The organism is Bradyrhizobium tropiciagri (genome assembly GCF_001189845.1).
In the GTDB taxonomy this organism is placed as follows: Bacteria; Pseudomonadota; Alphaproteobacteria; order Rhizobiales; family Xanthobacteraceae; genus Bradyrhizobium; species Bradyrhizobium tropiciagri.
Genome location: NZ_LFLZ01000020.1, coordinates 61,436 through 78,093, shown reverse-complemented (window position 1 = coordinate 78,093; position 16,658 = coordinate 61,436). Strand labels below are relative to the sequence as shown.

9 protein-coding genes and 3 pseudogenes are annotated in these 16,658 nt (G+C 65.5%); 8 read left to right on the top strand and 4 right to left on the bottom strand.

Annotated features, from left to right (window positions below; genetic code table 11):
* Positions 1 to 142 precede the first annotated feature (142 nt).
* From smc to AKN84_RS17845, 7 genes and pseudogenes are all read left to right on the top strand, one after another.
* Positions 143 to 3,606: pseudogene (gene smc / locus AKN84_RS17875) on the top strand (chromosome segregation protein SMC).
* Positions 3,607 to 3,761: 155 nt separating this feature from the next.
* Positions 3,762 to 4,730, top strand: coding sequence for a small ribosomal subunit Rsm22 family protein (locus AKN84_RS17870; RefSeq protein WP_050421982.1), 969 nt, complete (start codon positions 3,762 to 3,764; stop codon positions 4,728 to 4,730).
* Between the two features lie 93 nt (positions 4,731 to 4,823).
* Positions 4,824 to 5,366, top strand: a complete 543-nt coding sequence (locus tag AKN84_RS17865) for a hypothetical protein (protein ID WP_050421981.1) — start codon at positions 4,824 to 4,826, stop codon at positions 5,364 to 5,366.
* A 135-nt stretch (positions 5,367 to 5,501) separates the two neighbouring features.
* Positions 5,502 to 6,062, top strand: a complete 561-nt coding sequence (locus AKN84_RS17860; protein WP_050421980.1) for a LemA family protein — start codon at positions 5,502 to 5,504, stop codon at positions 6,060 to 6,062.
* Between the two features lie 147 nt (positions 6,063 to 6,209).
* Positions 6,210 to 7,463: a M48 family metallopeptidase gene (locus AKN84_RS17855; RefSeq protein ID WP_050421979.1), complete on the top strand. Its 1,254-nt coding sequence runs from the start codon at positions 6,210 to 6,212 to the stop codon at positions 7,461 to 7,463.
* A 224-nt stretch (positions 7,464 to 7,687) separates the two neighbouring features.
* Positions 7,688 to 8,430, top strand: a pseudogene (locus AKN84_RS17850) (P-loop NTPase family protein).
* A 108-nt stretch (positions 8,431 to 8,538) separates the two neighbouring features.
* A pseudogene (locus tag AKN84_RS17845) lies at positions 8,539 to 9,206 on the top strand (P-loop NTPase family protein).
* 157 nt (positions 9,207 to 9,363) lie between these two features.
* Here the strand turns inward: AKN84_RS17845 and AKN84_RS17840 are convergent.
* Together AKN84_RS17840 and AKN84_RS17835 are read right to left on the bottom strand one after the other, a co-directional pair.
* A complete protein-coding gene (locus AKN84_RS17840) occupies positions 9,364 to 9,903 on the bottom strand; it encodes an adenine phosphoribosyltransferase (RefSeq protein ID WP_050421978.1) in 540 nt (179 codons plus the stop codon).
* Between the two features lie 113 nt (positions 9,904 to 10,016).
* On the bottom strand, positions 10,017 to 12,182 hold the full coding sequence (locus tag AKN84_RS17835; RefSeq protein ID WP_050421977.1) for an anthranilate synthase component I: 2,166 nt from the start codon (positions 12,180 to 12,182) through the stop codon (positions 10,017 to 10,019).
* 341 nt (positions 12,183 to 12,523) lie between these two features.
* Here AKN84_RS17835 and AKN84_RS17830 point away from each other — a divergent pair, with 341 nt between their 5' ends.
* A complete protein-coding gene (locus AKN84_RS17830; protein WP_050422031.1) occupies positions 12,524 to 13,522 on the top strand; it encodes a VOC family protein in 999 nt (332 codons plus the stop codon).
* A 150-nt stretch (positions 13,523 to 13,672) separates the two neighbouring features.
* Here AKN84_RS17830 and AKN84_RS17825 read toward each other — a convergent pair whose 3' ends face one another.
* Positions 13,673 to 14,347 (bottom strand): dienelactone hydrolase family protein, encoded by a 675-nt coding sequence (locus AKN84_RS17825; RefSeq protein WP_050422030.1) that lies wholly within the window; start codon positions 14,345 to 14,347, stop codon positions 13,673 to 13,675.
* 210 nt (positions 14,348 to 14,557) lie between these two features.
* On the bottom strand, positions 14,558 to 16,630 hold the full coding sequence (locus tag AKN84_RS17820; protein ID WP_050421976.1) for a cytochrome c1: 2,073 nt from the start codon (positions 16,628 to 16,630) through the stop codon (positions 14,558 to 14,560).
* Between the last annotated feature and the right edge of the window lie 28 nt (positions 16,631 to 16,658).

Here is a 16,658-nt window from a genome sequence, read left to right as displayed (position 1 = left end):
GCGGTTGCCCTGACGCGCAGGCATCGCCATTGTCGCCGCTCATGAGAGCTGCACGCAGCTATTCACCCCAGACACCGACATTGCCATCCATGGTATTGTCACGGCAGGGAGATTCGCGCCCGGCCAAACGAGATTTGTGTACATGAAGCTCACGCGCCTCCGCCTGCACGGTTTCAAGTCGTTCGTTGAACCCACCGATTTCATGATCGAGCCGGGCCTGACCGGCGTCGTCGGACCGAACGGCTGCGGCAAATCCAATCTCGTCGAAGCGCTGCGCTGGGCGATGGGCGAGACCTCGCACAAGTCGCTGCGCGCCGCCGACATGGATGCGGTGATCTTCGCCGGTTCCGGCAACCGTCCGGCGCGCAACCACGCCGAAGTTGTGATGACGATCGACAATTCCGATCGCTCGGCGCCGGCCGCGGTGAATGACAGCCAGCTGCTCGAAATCTCCCGCCGCATCGAGCGCGAGGCCGGCTCGGTGTATCGCATCAACGGCCGCGACGTGCGTGCCCGCGACGTGCAGATCCTGTTCGCCGACGCCGCCACCGGCGCGCGTTCGCCGGCGCTGGTTCACCAGGGCAAGATCGGCGAGATCATTCAGGCCAAGCCCGAGCAGCGCCGCCGCGTGCTGGAAGACGCCGCCGGCGTCGCCGGTCTGCATGCCCGCCGTCACGAGGCGGAACTGCGGCTCAAGGCGGCCGAAACCAACCTCACCCGCGTCGAGGACGTGATCGGCCAGCTCACAGGCCAGATGGAAGGCCTGAAGAAGCAGGCCCGCCAGGCGATTCGCTACCGTGAGGTCGCGGCCAAGGTGCGCAAGTCCGAGGCCATGCTGTTCCACCTGCGCTGGATCGAGGCCAACGCCGACGTCAACGACGCCGCGCGCACCCACGATCTCGCCGTGCGCGAGATGGCCGAGCGCACCCAGCATCAGGCGGAGGCCGCGCGCATCCAGGCGATCCGCGCCACCGAACTGCCGGCGCTGCGCGACGCCGAGGCGCGAGCCGCCGCCGGCCTGCAGCGCCTGACCAATGCGCGCGAGATGCTCGACCGCGAGGAGCAGCGCGCCAAGGAGCGCGTCGGCGAGCTCGATCGCCGCCTCGCCCAGTTCGCTCAGGACATCGCGCGCGAGCAGCAGCAAACCTCGGATGCCGACATCGCGTTGCAGCGGCTCGACACCGAAGACGCCGAGCTGAAGGAAGAGATCAAGTCGCGCGTCGAGAAGCGCTCCGGCGTCGACGAGCGCGTCTCGGAGGCCGAAGAGATCCTGGCCGCGACCGAGCGGCAGTTCTCCGAGCTGACCACGCAGCTCGCCGACCTCACCGCCAAGCGCAACCAGCTCGAAGCCGGCGTGCGCACCCATCGCGACCGGTTGGCGCGACTGGATCAGGAGATCGCCAACGTCCAGGCCGAGGAAACCAAGCTCGCGCAGGAAACCGGCAATCTCGGCGACATCGACGCGCTCGCCGCCGCAATGGAGATGGCGCAGCAGACGCTCGCCGAATCCGAGGCCGCGGTGCAGGAGAGCGAGGCGCATCACGCTGCCGCGCGGCAGACGCTGGAAGCTCCCGCAATCCGCTCGTTGAGGCCGAGAAGCGCGTGCAGCGGCTCGAGACCGAAGCCCGCACCATCTCCAAGCTGGTCACCAGCGAGACCAAGAACCTGTGGCCGCCGATCATCGACGGCATCACGGTCGCCAAGGGCTATGAAAAGGCGATCGGCGCGGTCCTCGGCGACGACCTCGATGCGCCTGTGGATTCCTCGGCGCCGATGCGCTGGACCAATGTCGGCGAAGCCTCGGGCGATCCCTCGCTGCCTGACGGTGTCGAGCGGCTGGCCGATCACGTCCAGGCGCCGCCGGAACTGGCGCGCCGTCTCGCCCAGATCGGCGTCGTCGCGAAGGAGCGCGGCGCGGCGCTGGTGTCGCAGCTGAAGACCGGCCAGCGGCTGGTGTCGCTCGAAGGCGACGTCTGGCGCTGGGACGGCTTTGTTGCCGACGCGCATGCCCCGACCGGCGCGGCCCGCCGCCTCGCCGAACGCGCCCGCCTGGTCGACATCGAGCACGAGCTGGAACAGGCCCGGATCGATGCCGCCGCCAAGCGCCAGGCGCTGGAGACGGCTGAAGAAGAACTGCGCTCGGCGTCCGCCGCCGAGGGCGCCTCGCGTGAAGCCGTGCGCGCCGCCCGCCGCGAGACCGATGCCGCGCGCGAACGCCATGCCGCGACCGAGCGCGAGATCAACCGTCACGCCGCGCGCAAATCGGCGCTGACCGAGGCGCACAGCCGCGTCGCCGCCGACCGCGCCGAGGCCGAGGCCGCGCATGAGAGCGCCGCTGCGGCGCTCGCCGAGCTGCCCCCGGGTATCGAGACCGAGGCCCAACTCGCCGCGGTTCGCGCCGAGATCGACAACCAGCGCCGTGCCGCGGCGCAGGTCCGCGCCGAGGCGCAGGCGCTCGCCCGCGAGGCCGAGCTCGCCGATCGCCGCGTGCAGGCAATCCTTGCCGAACGCAATGAATGGCAGAACCGCAAGACCAGCGCCGCCTCGCAGGTCGGGACCATCGAGGCGCGTATCGCCGAGGTGTCGATCGAGCGCGAGGAGCTTGCCAACGCGCCGGAAGTGTTCGCCGAGAAGCGCAGCGCGCTGATCACGGAGATCGAGCACGCCGAAGGCGATCGCCGCATCGCCGCCGACGCACTCGCGACTGCCGAATCCGCGATGGCGGAAACCGACCGCGTCGCCAAGGCCACGCTCGAAGCGCTGTCCTCATCCCGCGAAGCCACCGCGCGCGCCGAAGAGCGCATGGAAGGCACCCGCCGCCGCCTCGCCGACATCGAGCGCGAGATCCACGACATGCTCGAGGTCGAGCCGAGCGCAGTCGTCGGCATGGCCGAGATCGAGCCCGGCGCGGAGCTGCCGCCGGTCGGCCAGGTCGAAGAAGAGCTCGAGAAGCTCCGCCGCGACCGCGAGCGGCTGGGCGCCGTCAACCTCCGCGCCGAGGAAGAACTCAAGGAAGTCGAGACCCAGCACACCGCGCTGACCACCGAACGCGACGACCTCGTCGAGGCGATCAAGCGGCTGCGCCAGGGCATCCAGAGCCTCAACCGCGAAGCCCGCGAGCGTCTGCTGACCTCGTTCGAGACCGTCAACAACCACTTCAAGCGGCTGTTCACCGAGCTGTTCGGCGGCGGCGAAGCCGCGCTGCACCTGATCGAGAGCGACGATCCGCTCGAAGCCGGTCTCGAGATCATCGCCAAGCCGCCCGGCAAGAAGCCGCAGACGCTGTCGCTGCTGTCGGGCGGCGAGCAGGCGCTGACCGCGCTCTCGCTGATCTTCGCGGTGTTCCTCACCAACCCGTCGCCGATCTGCGTGCTGGACGAAGTCGACGCGCCGCTCGACGACCACAACGTCGAACGGTTCTGCAGCCTCCTCCACGAAATGACCGGCTCGACCGACACGCGCTTCATCATCATCACGCACAATCCGATCACGATGGCGCGGATGAACCGGCTGTTCGGCGTCACCATGGCCGAGCGCGGCGTGTCGCAGCTGGTGTCGGTCGACCTGCAGGGCGCGGTCGATATTCTCGACCAGAACGTGGCGTAGGGCTACGCTCGCGACCAAACGTCGTCATTGCGAGGAGCTCGGCGACAAAATTGCGAAGCAATTTTGCGCGGAAGCGACGAAGCAATCCATGCTTCAGCAAGCGGCGCTATGGATTGCTTCGCTCCGCTCGCAATGACGAGGGGATGGTACGTCGTATGACCTCACCCGACCTGCCTGCTGAACTCAAAGCCGCCCTCAACGTCCGGCTCGAAGGACTGTCGCGCAACGACGCCGCCGGCCGAGCGGCGGTGATTTCGCAGACCTATCGCGAAGGCGGCGGCTCCTCGACTATCAAGACCGAGACTGATGCGCTGGCCTACGCGCTGGCGCGGATGCCCGCGACCTATGCCGCCGTGGTGGCGAGCCTCAATGCACTCTCCGAAATCAGGCCGGACTTCGCGCCCACCAGCCTGCTCGATGTCGGCGCCGGGCCCGGGACGGCGAGCTGGGCGGCCGCGGAAGCCTTCTCGTCGTTGCAGGAGTTCACTCTGCTCGATGCCAATGAGGCCCTGCGCACGCTGGCGCTCGACCTCACGCGCCGGAGTGACCGCCTGCGCCGCATCACCTACGAGCTCGGCCAGGCCCGCACCTATGCGGCGCATGCCGAGGCCGCTGACCTCGTGATCGCGAGCTACGTCATCAACGAGCTCAATGACGCCGAGCGCGACGCGCTCACCGATGTCATGTGGGAGAAAACCAGCGATACCCTGCTGGTCGTCGAACCCGGCACGCCCGCTGGCTACGCACGGATCATCGCACTCCGCGCACGATTGATCGCCGCCGGCGCGCATGTCACCGCGCCCTGCCCGCATGACGGCGCCTGCCCGCTGGTCGCGCCCGACTGGTGCCATTTCTCGCAGCGCCTGCAACGCTCGCGCGCCCACAAGCAGGTCAAGGGCGCCGACGCCCCGTTCGAGGACGAGCGCTTCGCCTATGTCGCGCTTACACGGGCGCCACTGGCAGCACGACGGTCCCGCGTGCTGGCACAGCCAGTGGTCAGCAAGGTGGAAATTGCGGCCAAACTCTGCACGAGAGATGGCGTTGTTGTCACAAAAGTGCCGCGGCGCGCCAAGGCCGATTATGGACGCGCCCGCAAATGGCGCTGGGGCGACGCGACCGACTGAAATTCACGTTTATCCTTGAGCATCTCCTGCCGCAATGCCAAGTTGTGGAACCTGCCGACGCGCCATTAGCCGGTTGAACGGAACGTAGCCATCATGGCTCAGCACGAGCCCAGCGGATCATCCAAGACAATCGTGTTCGTGTCGGACGGCATTGGCATACGATGGGGGCTATGGACTATCGCCGCCGCCGTTTCCGCCCTCGCGATCATCATTGGGAAGACGATCGATCCTTCCGCAAGTCAAACCCGGACATTTGCAATACTCGTCTTGCTCGGCTGCATCGTCGCTCTCGGCATCGTCCGGCAATGGGCCGTCCGGATCGATCCGGATGACCGGAAAATGACGATCGTCAGGTCGTTCGTTCTACGATGGACGAGGGTCGTGCTGCGGACCGAAGTCATAGAACACTGCTCGTTCGACGAATGCAGTGAAGTCGGAATCATGACGTATACGGATACGGTGGCTCAGTGGGACTGGTCTCGCACGGACGTGATTGTCGACTTCAAGCGGGGCGGCAGGCACAGGATTCCGGTGCAGTCGTGGTCGCTCGACGAAGCCAGTTGGCTCGCCTCGGAATTATCTGGGGCGACTGGAATCCCCCTGCAAAGTGGCGTCCGCCAGGCGCCCGCGGCCTAGCGTTGGCCAGCCTCCAGTTGAACCTATCCGGGGGATCGGCCGACCAACGCGTGCCCACCTTCTCGCGGCGGGCTGCCCTGCGCCCCGATCTTGGGCTACGGTGCCGCCGTCTCGTCCATCAGGAGTTGCCCTGTCATGTCGACCAGCTGGATCGTTATCGGCGTCGTCGTCCTTCTCGTGCTGTTTGCATTCGGCGCCTACAACCGCCTCGTCGCGCTCGGCCAGCGGGTCAGCCAGGCCTTTGCCGACATCGACGTGCAGCTCAAGCAGCGCCACGACCTGATCCCGAACCTGGTCGAGACCGTGAAGGGCTATGCCGCACATGAGCGCGGCACGCTCGACGACGTCATCAAGGCGCGCAACTCGGCGATGTCGGCGCAGGGTCCGGCGCAGGTCTCGGCGGCGGAGAACCAGCTCTCCGGCGCGCTCGGCCGGCTGATCGCGCTGTCGGAGGCCTACCCGGACCTCAAGGCCAACGCCAATTTCCAGCAGCTCGCCTCCGAGCTCTCCGATCTCGAGAACAAGATCGCCGCCAGCCGCCGCTTCTTCAACAACGCGGTCCAGGAATACAACACCGGCATCCAGCAGATGCCGGCCGCGCTGTTCGCCGGCATGTTCGGTTTCACCCGCAAGGATTTCTTCGACCTCGGCGCCAGCCGCACGGAGGTCGAGGCGGCACCGAGCGTGAAGTTCTGACGACTTCCTTCGAGATGACGCCCCTTCGGTCATTCCGGGGCGATGCAACGCATCGAACCCGGAATCCCATCGCACTCACTCACCTCGAGATCCCGGGTTCGCGCTTTCAGCGCGCCCCGGAATGACGGTGAGAAGCGGGAGCGCTCCATGGCCGCCTATGGTCTCTACACGCATATCGCATCGAACAAGTTTCGTTCGATGCTGCTGCTCGGCGGTCTGTTCCTGCTGATCTACGTGCTGGTCTATGCCGGCGCGCTGGTCGCGGAGGTGATGATCGATAGTGGCCGCACCGTCGACTATTACCTGACGCGGGCCTCGCGCGATCTGGTGTCCGCCCTGCCATGGGCGACGATCGCGGCGGTGGCCTGGATCGTGATCGCCTACTTCTTCCACCAGAAGATGATCGACGCCGTCACCGGCGGCGAGAGCGTGACGCGGCAGCAGCAGCCGCGGCTGTATAATCTGCTGGAAAACCTCTGCATCTCGCGCGGCATCCCGATGCCGAAGCTGAAGGTGATGGACAGTCCCGCGCTGAACGCGTTCGCGACTGGCCTCAACCCGCGCCAATACGCCATCACGGTCACCACCGGCCTATTGCGTGCGCTGAACGACCAGGAGATCGAGGCCGTGCTCGGCCACGAGCTCACCCATATCAAGAACGGCGACGTGCAGCTGATGGTGATCGCGGTGATCATCGCCGGCGTGGTCGGCTTCTTCGGCGAGCTGTTCTTCCGCCTGTTCACAAACCTGTCGTGGAACTCGAGCGGCGGCGGAGGCGGCTGGTCGTCTTCGTCATCCTCCTCATCGTCGAGATCGTCCTCCGATCGCGACAGCAAGGGCTCGGGCGGCGGCGCGATCGTCGTCATCATCATCGCGGTCGCACTGATCATGCTGGCCTGGCTGCTGTCGCAGGTGGTCAAGCTCGCGCTGTCGCGCTCGCGCGAATTTCTCGCCGACGCCGGATCGGTCGAATTGACCAAGAACCCCGATGCGATGATCTCGGCGCTGCGCAAGATCGAGAACCGCGGCGAGTTGCCGGACGCGACCTCGGCGGTGATGGAACTCTGCGTCGACAATCCGCGCGAGGGCTTTGCCGACCTGTTCGCGACCCACCCCTCGGTGAAGTCCCGGGTCGATGCGCTGGTGAAATATGCCGGCGGTCACGATCCCGGACCGCTGGCGCTGCCGGATGAGACCTCGGACACGAGCCAGACTCAGGACCAGCCATCCGCGGCGGGCGATCAGTCTCCGCCGATCACCCATGGCCCGTGGGGCGACACACCGCCCGCGCAGCCGAACAACCCGCCGCCGCTGCCGGGCACCAGCCCCGCACAGGGACCTTTGGGGCCGCTAGGTCCTCTCCAAGGTCCCCTACAAGGCCCTTGGGGCCGGCACCGCTGATCGCGCCGGCGCTTTGATTTGGGCACGATTTTCCCGGAAAACCGCTGCGTCATTTTCCGGATCATGCCCTAGCCTACTCAGTCCATTAAGGAATTCCCCACCAAACCGGTCATGGGCGCCTTAAGGAATTGAATTCTCCCTCGTTTCTGCCATGTTCGCGCCCAAAGCAGTGTGGGGACTTGCCGATCGCCATCGCGGTCGGGAGCGCGCTTTAAGGGACTTCCATGGCAAAGCCGGTTGTGATCGTGGTGGGCGCTGACAAGGGCGGGGTCGGCAAGACCACCGTCTCGCGGACGCTCCTGGACTATTTCAGTGCCAACAATGTGCAGACCCGGGCGTCGACACCGAATCGCCGCGCGGCACGCTGAAGCGCTTCCATCCCGACATCACCGAGATCGTCGACATGACGACGACCGCGGACCAGATGAAGATCTTCGATACACTGAACTCGGGCCCCGCGGTCACCGTGATCGACGTCCGCGCCGGCCTGTTGTCGCCCGCGCTGGCCTCGCTGCGCGACATCGGCTTCCTCGACGCGGCGCGCTCCGGCCAGATCACCTTCGCCGTGTTCCATATCCTCGGCCCCTCGATCGCCTCGCTGGACGAGATCGCCGAGACCGCCGGCTTCATGGGCGGTGCGAAATATTTCCTGGTGAAGAACTTCATCAACGACACCCAGTTCTTCCAGTGGGACCAGGCGACCTACAATTCCTACTTCCACCGCATCAAGGACGCGACCGACCTCACGATCCCCAAGCTCAACGAAATGGCCTATGAGCAGGTCGAGGTGTCCTCGGTTCCGTTCCTGAAATTCGTCGCCAACAAGCAGATCAACGACGACGCCGCGAACTATTCCTTCGTGCTGCGCGGCTATGTCCGGCACTGGCTGGCCAATGTCTGGAGCGAGTTCGACCGGATCAAGCTGACCGACCTGGTCGGCGCCAAGTCGGCCAAGGGCGAAAAATAGTCACTGCCAAGGCGGCGAGAAAGCCGCGCCCCGGGGCAACGAAAAAAGTCGCGCTCGGGGCGGCGATGGGGCTGGATTAGGCGAAAATTTGGCCTGATATAGCGGGCGATGTCATCCACGCCCGTCTACATCATCTGCTCGCCCCGCCCGCAGGTCGGCAAGACGCTGATCGCGCGGTTGCTTGCGGAATTCCTGCTGCTCAAGAACGGCGACGTGGTCTGCTACGACATCAACCTGAAGGAGCCGTCGCTGCTCGACTATCTGCCGCGGATCACGGAAACCGCCGACGTGATCGACACCTACGGCAAGATGCAGCTGATGGACCGGGTCATCGTCAATGACGGCATCGCAAGGTAATCGACCTCGGCTACCACGCCTTCGACGAATTCTTCAAAATGTGCGACGAGATCGGGCTGATGAAGGAGGCGCTGCGCCGCCGCGTCTCGCCCGTGATCCTGTATGTCGCCGATACCGACCGCGCCTCGGTGCGCGGCTACCAGACGCTGCAAGGCCTGATCCCGCCGAACGCGCTCATCGTCATCGACAATGAATTCGTGGTGCGCGGCGAGCTGCCGCCGGTCATGACCGCGAGCCGGGTGCTGCGCTTCCGCGCGCTGCCGGTGTTCCTGAAGACTTATATCGACCGGCTGACCTTCTCCTTCACCGGCTATCTGCGCCAGGAGAGGGATTCATCGACCGAACTGCATCAATGGATCCGGCGGAATTACACCACGTTCCGCGATCTCGAGCTCAGCATGCTGCTGCAGCGGGGTTAGCCGTCGTCCCGGCCAAGCGAAGCGCGAGCCGGGATCGCTAACCACAAATGCAAGTTGTAAGAAAGGCTGTGGCCGCAGTCTTCGCCAAGTACGGAGCGGTGGTTATGGGTCCCTGCTTTCGCATGCGAAAGCAGGGACGACGCGTGCGAGAGGAGAGCTAATGCCCCTCGAACGCCATCAGCGTGCGCACCGGGACATCCATCGCGCGCAATTTGGCCGCGCCGCCAAGATCGGGGAGGTCGATGATGAAGCAGGCGGCGACCACATTGGCGCCGATCTGGCGCAGCAGCCTCACCGCGCCCTCCGCGGTGCCGCCGGTCGCGATCAGATCGTCGACCAGGATCACGCGCTCGCCGGGCTGCACGGCATCGGCATGCATCTCCATCTCGTCGATGCCGTATTCCAGCGAGTAGGCGATCCGCACCGTGGTGTGCGGCAGCTTCCCCTTCTTGCGGATCGGCACGAACCCTGCCGAGAGCTGATGCGCCACCGCGCCGCCGAGGATGAAGCCGCGGGCCTCGATGCCGGCGACCTTGTCGACCTTCGCCCCGGCCCAGGGATGCACCAGCTCATCGACAGCCCGGCGGAAGGCCCGAGCATCCGCCAGCAACGTCGTGATGTCGCGAAACAGGATGCCCTTCTTCGGGTAGTCCGGGATGGTGCGAACGGTCGCCTTGATGTCGTGGTCGAAGGTCATTGCTGTCTCGCTTTCTCCGCGTCTCATTGCGAGGAGCGCAAGCGACGAAGCAATCCATCTCTCCCCGGATTGAGGCATGGATTGCTTCGCTGCGCTCGCAATGACGGTCCAAATCAATTCACTCCCGGATTCAGCCGGAAAGCATTCTCGACAATGCGCAGGCCGACCTCGTTGCCGAGCGACATCAGCGATTCCGGATGGAATTGCACGCCGCCGACCGGCAGGGTCTTGTGCTCGATCACCATCGCGACGCCGTCTTCGGTGGTCGCGGTCACCGCCAGCACCTCGGGCACGCTGTCGCGCTCGACAAAGAGCGAGTGATAGCGGCCGATCACGATCTCATTGGGCAGATTGTGCATCAGCCTGCCGCCGCGCACCTGGACGCGCGACGGACGGCCATGCGCGGGCTGGCCGAGCTGGCCGAGCTGCCCGCCGAAATATTCGCCGATCGCCTGCACGCCGAGACAGACGCCGAAGATCGGCAGCTTCTTCTCGAGCGCGGTGTCGATGGTTTTCGCGATGCCGAAATCCTCCGGGCGGCCCGGCCCGGGCGACAACACCAGGAGGTCCCAGCCCCTCTTCTTGAGCATGTCCTGGGCATGGACGTGCCTGACCACGGTGACGTTGGCGCCGACCTGGCGGAAGTAATCCGCCAGCATGTGCACGAAGCTGTCGTCATGATCGATCAGCAGCACGTTCTTGCCGGAGCCGGTGGCATCAGGCGCGAAATCCGACAGCGGCTTCGGCGGATCGCCGCGCAGTGCCTGGAACAGCGCCGCCGCCTTGACCTGGCACTCGCGGTCCTCGGCGGCGGGATCGGAGTCGAACAGGCAGGTCGCACCGACGCGCACCTCGGCAAGACCGTCCTTCATCCGGATGGTGCGGATGGTGAGGCCGGTGTTGATGCTGCCATCGAAGTTCACGCAGCCGATCGCGCCGGCGTACCAGCGCCGCGGCGACCGCTCGTGATCCTCGACGAACTGCATCGCCCACAGCTTCGGCGCACCGGTCACGGTGACCGCCCAGGCGTGGGTCAGGAAGGCGTCGAGCGAATCGAAGCCCGGCCGCAGCATGCCCTCGACATGATCGACGGTGTGGAACAGCTTCGAGTAGGTCTCGATCTGCCGCCGCGCCAGCACCTTGATGGTGCCGGGCACGCAGACGCGCGCCTTGTCGTTGCGGTCGACGTCGGTGCACATGTTGAGCTCGAACTCGTCCTTCTCCGAGTTCAGCAGCTTGCGGATCTGCTCGGCATCGCCGATCGAATCCGAGCCGCGTGCAATGGTGCCGGAGATCGGGCAGGTCTCGACCCGGCGGCCGTCGGAGCGCACGAACATCTCAGGTGAGGCCGAGACCAGGAATTCGCCGTCGCCGAGATTCATCAGCGCGCCATAGGGCGACGGATTGATGCGGCAGAGCCGCTGGAACACTTCCGCCGGCGAGCGTTCGCAGGGCTCGGCGAACAGCTGCCCCGGCACCGCCTCGAACAGGTCGCCACGGGCGAACGCCGCGCGCGCCACTTCGACCGTCGCCTGGTATTCGCCCGGCGCGTGATCGGCAAAGCCCTGCCGGTCGGTCTTGGCATAGAGGCTCGGCGCGGTCTCATGCGACTGGCCGGCGGTCGATTTGCCCTTCCACGTAAACTCGTAATTCAGCACCACGCCACGGCCGGTGGCGCGGTCATAGGCCAGCAGCCGGTCCGGCACGTAGAGCACGATGTCGCGCTGGTCGGCCTCGCGGGCGCGCTTCTGCACGAGGTCCTCGATCTGGAACACGAGGTCGTAGGCGAAGGCGCCGAACAGGCCGAGCAGCGGATCGGCATTGGAGGTGAACGCCGCCACCATATCGCGCACCAGCGACATCACGCTGGCGCGGCGGGTGCGCTGGTCTTCCTCGACCGGCGCTTCGCCGCGGATGATATGGCCGGCGAGCTTTGTGGTGCTCCGCTCCGAGATCACGACGCAGGGCTCGCGCAGCACGTCGCCGAGGAAGGCGATCAGCACCTCGCCGCGCGGGTTCAGCGCCTGCAACGAGAAATCGGTGCCCGAGGTCTCCAGCACCAGCGGCGGATCGGCAAAGCCGAGGTCAAAGCTCTCGTAGCGGCCCGGCACCGTCGTGCCCGAGGACAGCACCACGCCGCGGCGACGGTCGAGCAGCGCGATCAGATCGTCGAGGCGGTTGGCGCCGCCGGTGAACTGCTCGACCACCCGCACGACCGCAAGGCCGCCATTGGTCAGATACTCGCTCTTGGCCGGCAGGGAGAAGACTGTCCTGTTCATGTGATCCTCTTACGAGACTTGGGAAGAGAGCGCCACACAGGACAAACGAAGGGACCGTCGCACTGCGATGGCGACCTTCGACGTTTTGGGAAATGAAAACGCACCGGCCACCTATGAGAAGGTGGGCCACCAACGACGCGATGGACTGGCAACGGTGCTCATGGGCGTTACACACCACCCGGCGCGGGCCGTGTCAAGAGATGGCCCGACACCCCTGCCCCAATCCTGGACGCCCCTCCAGGCGGCATTTTCGGGGTTTGAAGGGACGGGATTCCGCGTAGGATTTGTGGAAATGGCGGCCGGTCAGCCGCCCAAAAAACAGACAGATGGCGGAGGCGCAAATGGCGATTTTGGGTCTCGGATATGCCGGCTTCGGCTCCGACGCGCTCGACGACTGGCGGCAATTCGGCACTGGCCTGGTCGGGCTGCAGGCGATCGAGCGCGGCAACTCGCTGCTCGCGTTCCGCATGGACGACCGCAAGCAACGCATCGTGATCGACCGCGCGCAGGGCGAAGGCACCAGGTTCTTCGGCTGGGAGGTGGCGGACGCCGCAGCGCTCGACGCGCTGGCGGCGCGGCTGGAGCGCGCCGGCGTTGCCGTGACATCGGAGCCGCAAGCCCTCGCCGACGCGCGGCGGGTGCGCGGGCTGATCTCGTTCCGGGATCCGGCCGGCAACCGTCTCGAGGCGTTTCATGGCGCCGAGATCGACGACACGCCGTTCAGGCCCGGCCGCTCGATTTCGGGCTTCCGTACCGGCGCGCTCGGGCTCGGCCATGCGGTGCTGACGGTCGAGCACATCGCACCCGTGATGAGCTTCTATGTCGACGTGCTCGGCTTCGGGCTCAGCGACTACATCGAGAAACCGTTCCGCGCGTATTTCTTCCACATCAATGCGCGCCACCATTCGCTGGCGCTGATCGAGACCGGCAGCAACGGCATGCACCATCTGATGGTGGAGTTGTTCTCGCTCGACGATGTCGGTCAGGCCTATGACGTCGCGCAGCAGGAAGACCGCGTCAACGTCACGCTCGGCCGCCACACCAACGATCTGATGACGTCATTCTACGCCAAATCGCCGTCGGCTTTCATGGTCGAGTGCGGCTGGGGCGGCCGCGAGATCGATCCTGCGAACTGGACGCCGTTCGAGATGCATGACGGCCCGAGCCTGTGGGGCCACGAGCGCGTCTGGCTATCGGCCGAGGACCGCGCCGTCGCCCGCGAGATGCGGATGCGCGCCGCCTCGGAAGGCAAGCGCGCGCCGGTGCAGGTGATGGAAGGCAATTTCAAGCTGATGTCGGGGACGTGCCCGTGGTGGGACGGGGTGAAGGCGGAGAGTTAAAACTCGCCGTCGTCCCGGCGAAGGCCGGGACCCATAACCACAGGGTGTAGTTGTCTTGCGAGATGACTGCCAACGTGCCCATTCCCGCGGGCCGCGGCGTATGGGTCCCTGCTTTCGAAAGCAGGGACGCCAGCTCGCTTGGGGCCGCGCTTACCCCAGATGCTTCTTGAAGAACTCCGTCGCCCGGTCCCAGGCCAGTTCCGCGCATTGGCGGTCGTGCACCGACAGGCGCTGCTCGTTGCCGAAACCGTGGTCGGCGTCATAGCGGTACAGCTCCAGCGATTTGCCGGCGGCCTTCATCGCCTTCTCGAAGCCATCGACCAACGCCGGCGTGCACCAGTCGTCCTTGGTCGCAAAATGGCCCTGCAGCGGAATCCGAACGTCCGCCGGCTTCGCCGCCTGCTCCGGCGGGATGCCGTAGAACACCACACCGGCCGTCAGCTCCGGGATCTTGGTGGCGCCGATGATGGTCACCGCGCCGCCGAGGCAGAAGCCGGTCAGGCCGACCTTGGCGCCGTTCTTGGCGAGATATTGTGCGGCGCCGCGCACGGTCTGGGTGGTGGCGTCCATGAAGTCGAGCGAGTTCATCTCTTTGCCGGCCGCGTCGGTGTCGTGATACGGCACTACCTTGCCCTTGTAGAGATCGGGCGCCAGCGCATCGAAACCGGCCCGCGCGAAGCGGTCGCACATGCCCTTGATCTGGTCCTGCAGGCCCCACCATTCCTGGATCACGACGACGCCAGGCGCGTTGCCGCGGGCGGCGTTGGCGAGATAGCCCGAGGCTTCCTTGCCGTCCGGACGCTTGAAGCTGATGCTGGTACCCATGAGTTCCTCCGCAATGTTTGCCGGCTGATTGGCCGGCATCTTGTCCGTACTCGGTGACGGACGCAAATCCATTCGCCGTCATTGCGAGCGCAGCGAAGCAATCCAGATCCCCGCAAGCGGATACGTGGATTGCTTCGCTACGCTCGCAATGACGTGAGCCAAACAAAAAAGCCCCCGAAGGGGGCTTTTTCAAATTCGCGATAGCCGAGATCAGTGGGCGTCGGCCCAGACCTTGCGCTTGGTGAAGTACATCAAGAACGCAAAGATGATCAGGAACACAAACACCTGCATACCGATCCGCTTGCGCGCTTCCATGTGCGGCTCGGCGGCCCACATCAGAAAGGTGGTGACGTCATGCGCGTACTGCTTGACGGTCGCGGGCGCGCCATCGTCGAAGGTCACCTGACCGTCGGACAGCGGCTTCGGCATCTTGATGGCGTGGCCGGGGAAGAACTTGTTGTAGTAGGTGCCCTCCGGGACGGTGACACCTGCCGGCGGCTTGTCTTCAAAGCCCTGCAGGATGGCGTCGACGTAATCCGGTCCCTGCTCCTGGTACTGGGTGAAGAAGTCGAACACGAACTGCGGGAAGCCGCGCTTGTAGGACCGTGCCTTGGCCATCAATGACAGGTCCGGGGGCGCCTTGCCGCCGTTGGCCGCGGCCGCGGCCTGCTCGTTCGGGAACGGAGCCGGGAAGTAGTCTGCCGTGCGGCCCGGGCGCTCGAACATCTCGCCCTGGTCGTTCGGACCGTCCTTGATCTTGTACTCGGACGCGAACGCCGCCGCCTGCGCCTCGGAATAGCCGGGGCCGCCGGGATCGGCGAGGTTGCGGAACGCGACGTAGTTCAGGCTGTGGCAGGCCGAGCAGACTTCCTTGTAGACCTTCAGGCCACGCTGCAGCGAGCCGCGGTCATACTTGCCGAAAGGGCCGGAAAACGACCAGCTCAGCGCGGGCGGGGTGTCGCCACCCTCTTCGGCCTTGGCGTTCTGGATGCTGCCGGCGAACAGGCCGCCAGCCAGCACCAGCGCCAGCACGACCGAGGCTGCGGTTGCGGCCCTGCCCTTGCTCTTCGCCAGCACGTCGTCGGCGATCGAGTTCGGCACCGGGCGCGGCGTCTCGATGCGCGCGAGCAGCGGCAGCACGATCAGGAAGTAGGCGAAGTAGCACACCGTCAGGATGCGGCCGGCGATCACATAGATGCCTTCCGGCGGCTGCGAGCCGAGGTAGCCGAGCCCGATGCAGACCACCACGAAGATCCAGAAGAACTGCTTGGCCAGCGGACGATACTTCGACGAACGGGTCCGTGCGCTGTCGAGCCAGGGCAGGAAGCACAGGATGATGATCGCCGAGAACATCGCCACAACGCCGGCGAGCTTGTTCGGGATCGAACGCAGGATCGCGTAGAACGGCAGGTAATACCATTCAGGCACGATATGCGCCGGGGTCACGCCGGGGTTCGCCGGGATGTAGTTGTCGGCATCGCCGAGATAGTTCGGCATGTAGAAGATGAACCAGGCGAAGAAGATCAGGAAGCACGACACACCGAACGCGTCCTTGATGGTCGCATAGGGCGTGAACGGCACGGTGTCCTTCTCGGTCTTGGCTTCGACGCCGGCCGGGTTGTTCTGACCCGCGACGTGCAGCGCCCAGATGTGCAGCACGACCACGCCCGCGATCACGAACGGCAGCAGGTAGTGCAGCGAGAAGAAGCGGTTCAGCGTCGGGTTGCCGACCGAATAGCCGCCCCACAGCAGGGTCACGATGCTCTCGCCGAAATACGGCACGGCCGAGAACAGATTGGTGATGACGGTGGCGCCCCAGAAGCTCATCTGGCCCCACGGCAGCACGTAGCCCATGAAGCCGGTCGCCATCATCAGGAGGTAGATGATGACGCCGAGGATCCACAGCACCTCGCGCGGCTCCTTGTACGACCCGTAATAGAGACCGCGGAACATGTGGATGTAGACCGCGAAGAAGAACATCGACGCGCCGGCGGCGTGCATATTGCGCAGCAGCCAGCCGTAGTTGACGTCGCGGACGATCAGCTCGACCGACTTGAAGGCGAGGTCGGCGTGCGGCGTGTAGTGCATCGCCAGGATCACGCCGGTCAGGATCTGCAGACCCAGCATCATCGAAAGGATGGCGCCGAAGGTCCACCAGTAGTTCAGGTTGCGCGGCGTCGGATAGGCCACGAAGGAGGAGTGGATCAGGCCGAAGATCGGAAGGCGCCGTTCGATCCACTTCAAGGCGGGGTTGCTCGGTTGGAAATCAGATGGTCCGCTCATTGATGCGATCCTGAAGAAGAAAAACGAC

Coding starts and splice junctions, on each gene's coding strand:
- AKN84_RS17870 (WP_050421982.1), top strand. CDS start 3,762: ATGACCTCACCCGACCTGCCTGCTGAACTCAAAGCCGCCCTCAACGTC.
- AKN84_RS17865 (WP_050421981.1), top strand. CDS start 4,824: ATGGCTCAGCACGAGCCCAGCGGATCATCCAAGACAATCGTGTTCGTG.
- AKN84_RS17860 (WP_050421980.1), top strand. CDS start 5,502: ATGTCGACCAGCTGGATCGTTATCGGCGTCGTCGTCCTTCTCGTGCTG.
- AKN84_RS17855 (WP_050421979.1), top strand. CDS start 6,210: ATGGCCGCCTATGGTCTCTACACGCATATCGCATCGAACAAGTTTCGT.
- AKN84_RS17840 (WP_050421978.1), bottom strand. CDS start 9,903: ATGACCTTCGACCACGACATCAAGGCGACCGTTCGCACCATCCCGGAC.
- AKN84_RS17835 (WP_050421977.1), bottom strand. CDS start 12,182: ATGAACAGGACAGTCTTCTCCCTGCCGGCCAAGAGCGAGTATCTGACC.
- AKN84_RS17830 (WP_050422031.1), top strand. CDS start 12,524: ATGGCGATTTTGGGTCTCGGATATGCCGGCTTCGGCTCCGACGCGCTC.
- AKN84_RS17825 (WP_050422030.1), bottom strand. CDS start 14,347: ATGGGTACCAGCATCAGCTTCAAGCGTCCGGACGGCAAGGAAGCCTCG.
- AKN84_RS17820 (WP_050421976.1), bottom strand. CDS start 16,630: ATGAGCGGACCATCTGATTTCCAACCGAGCAACCCCGCCTTGAAGTGG.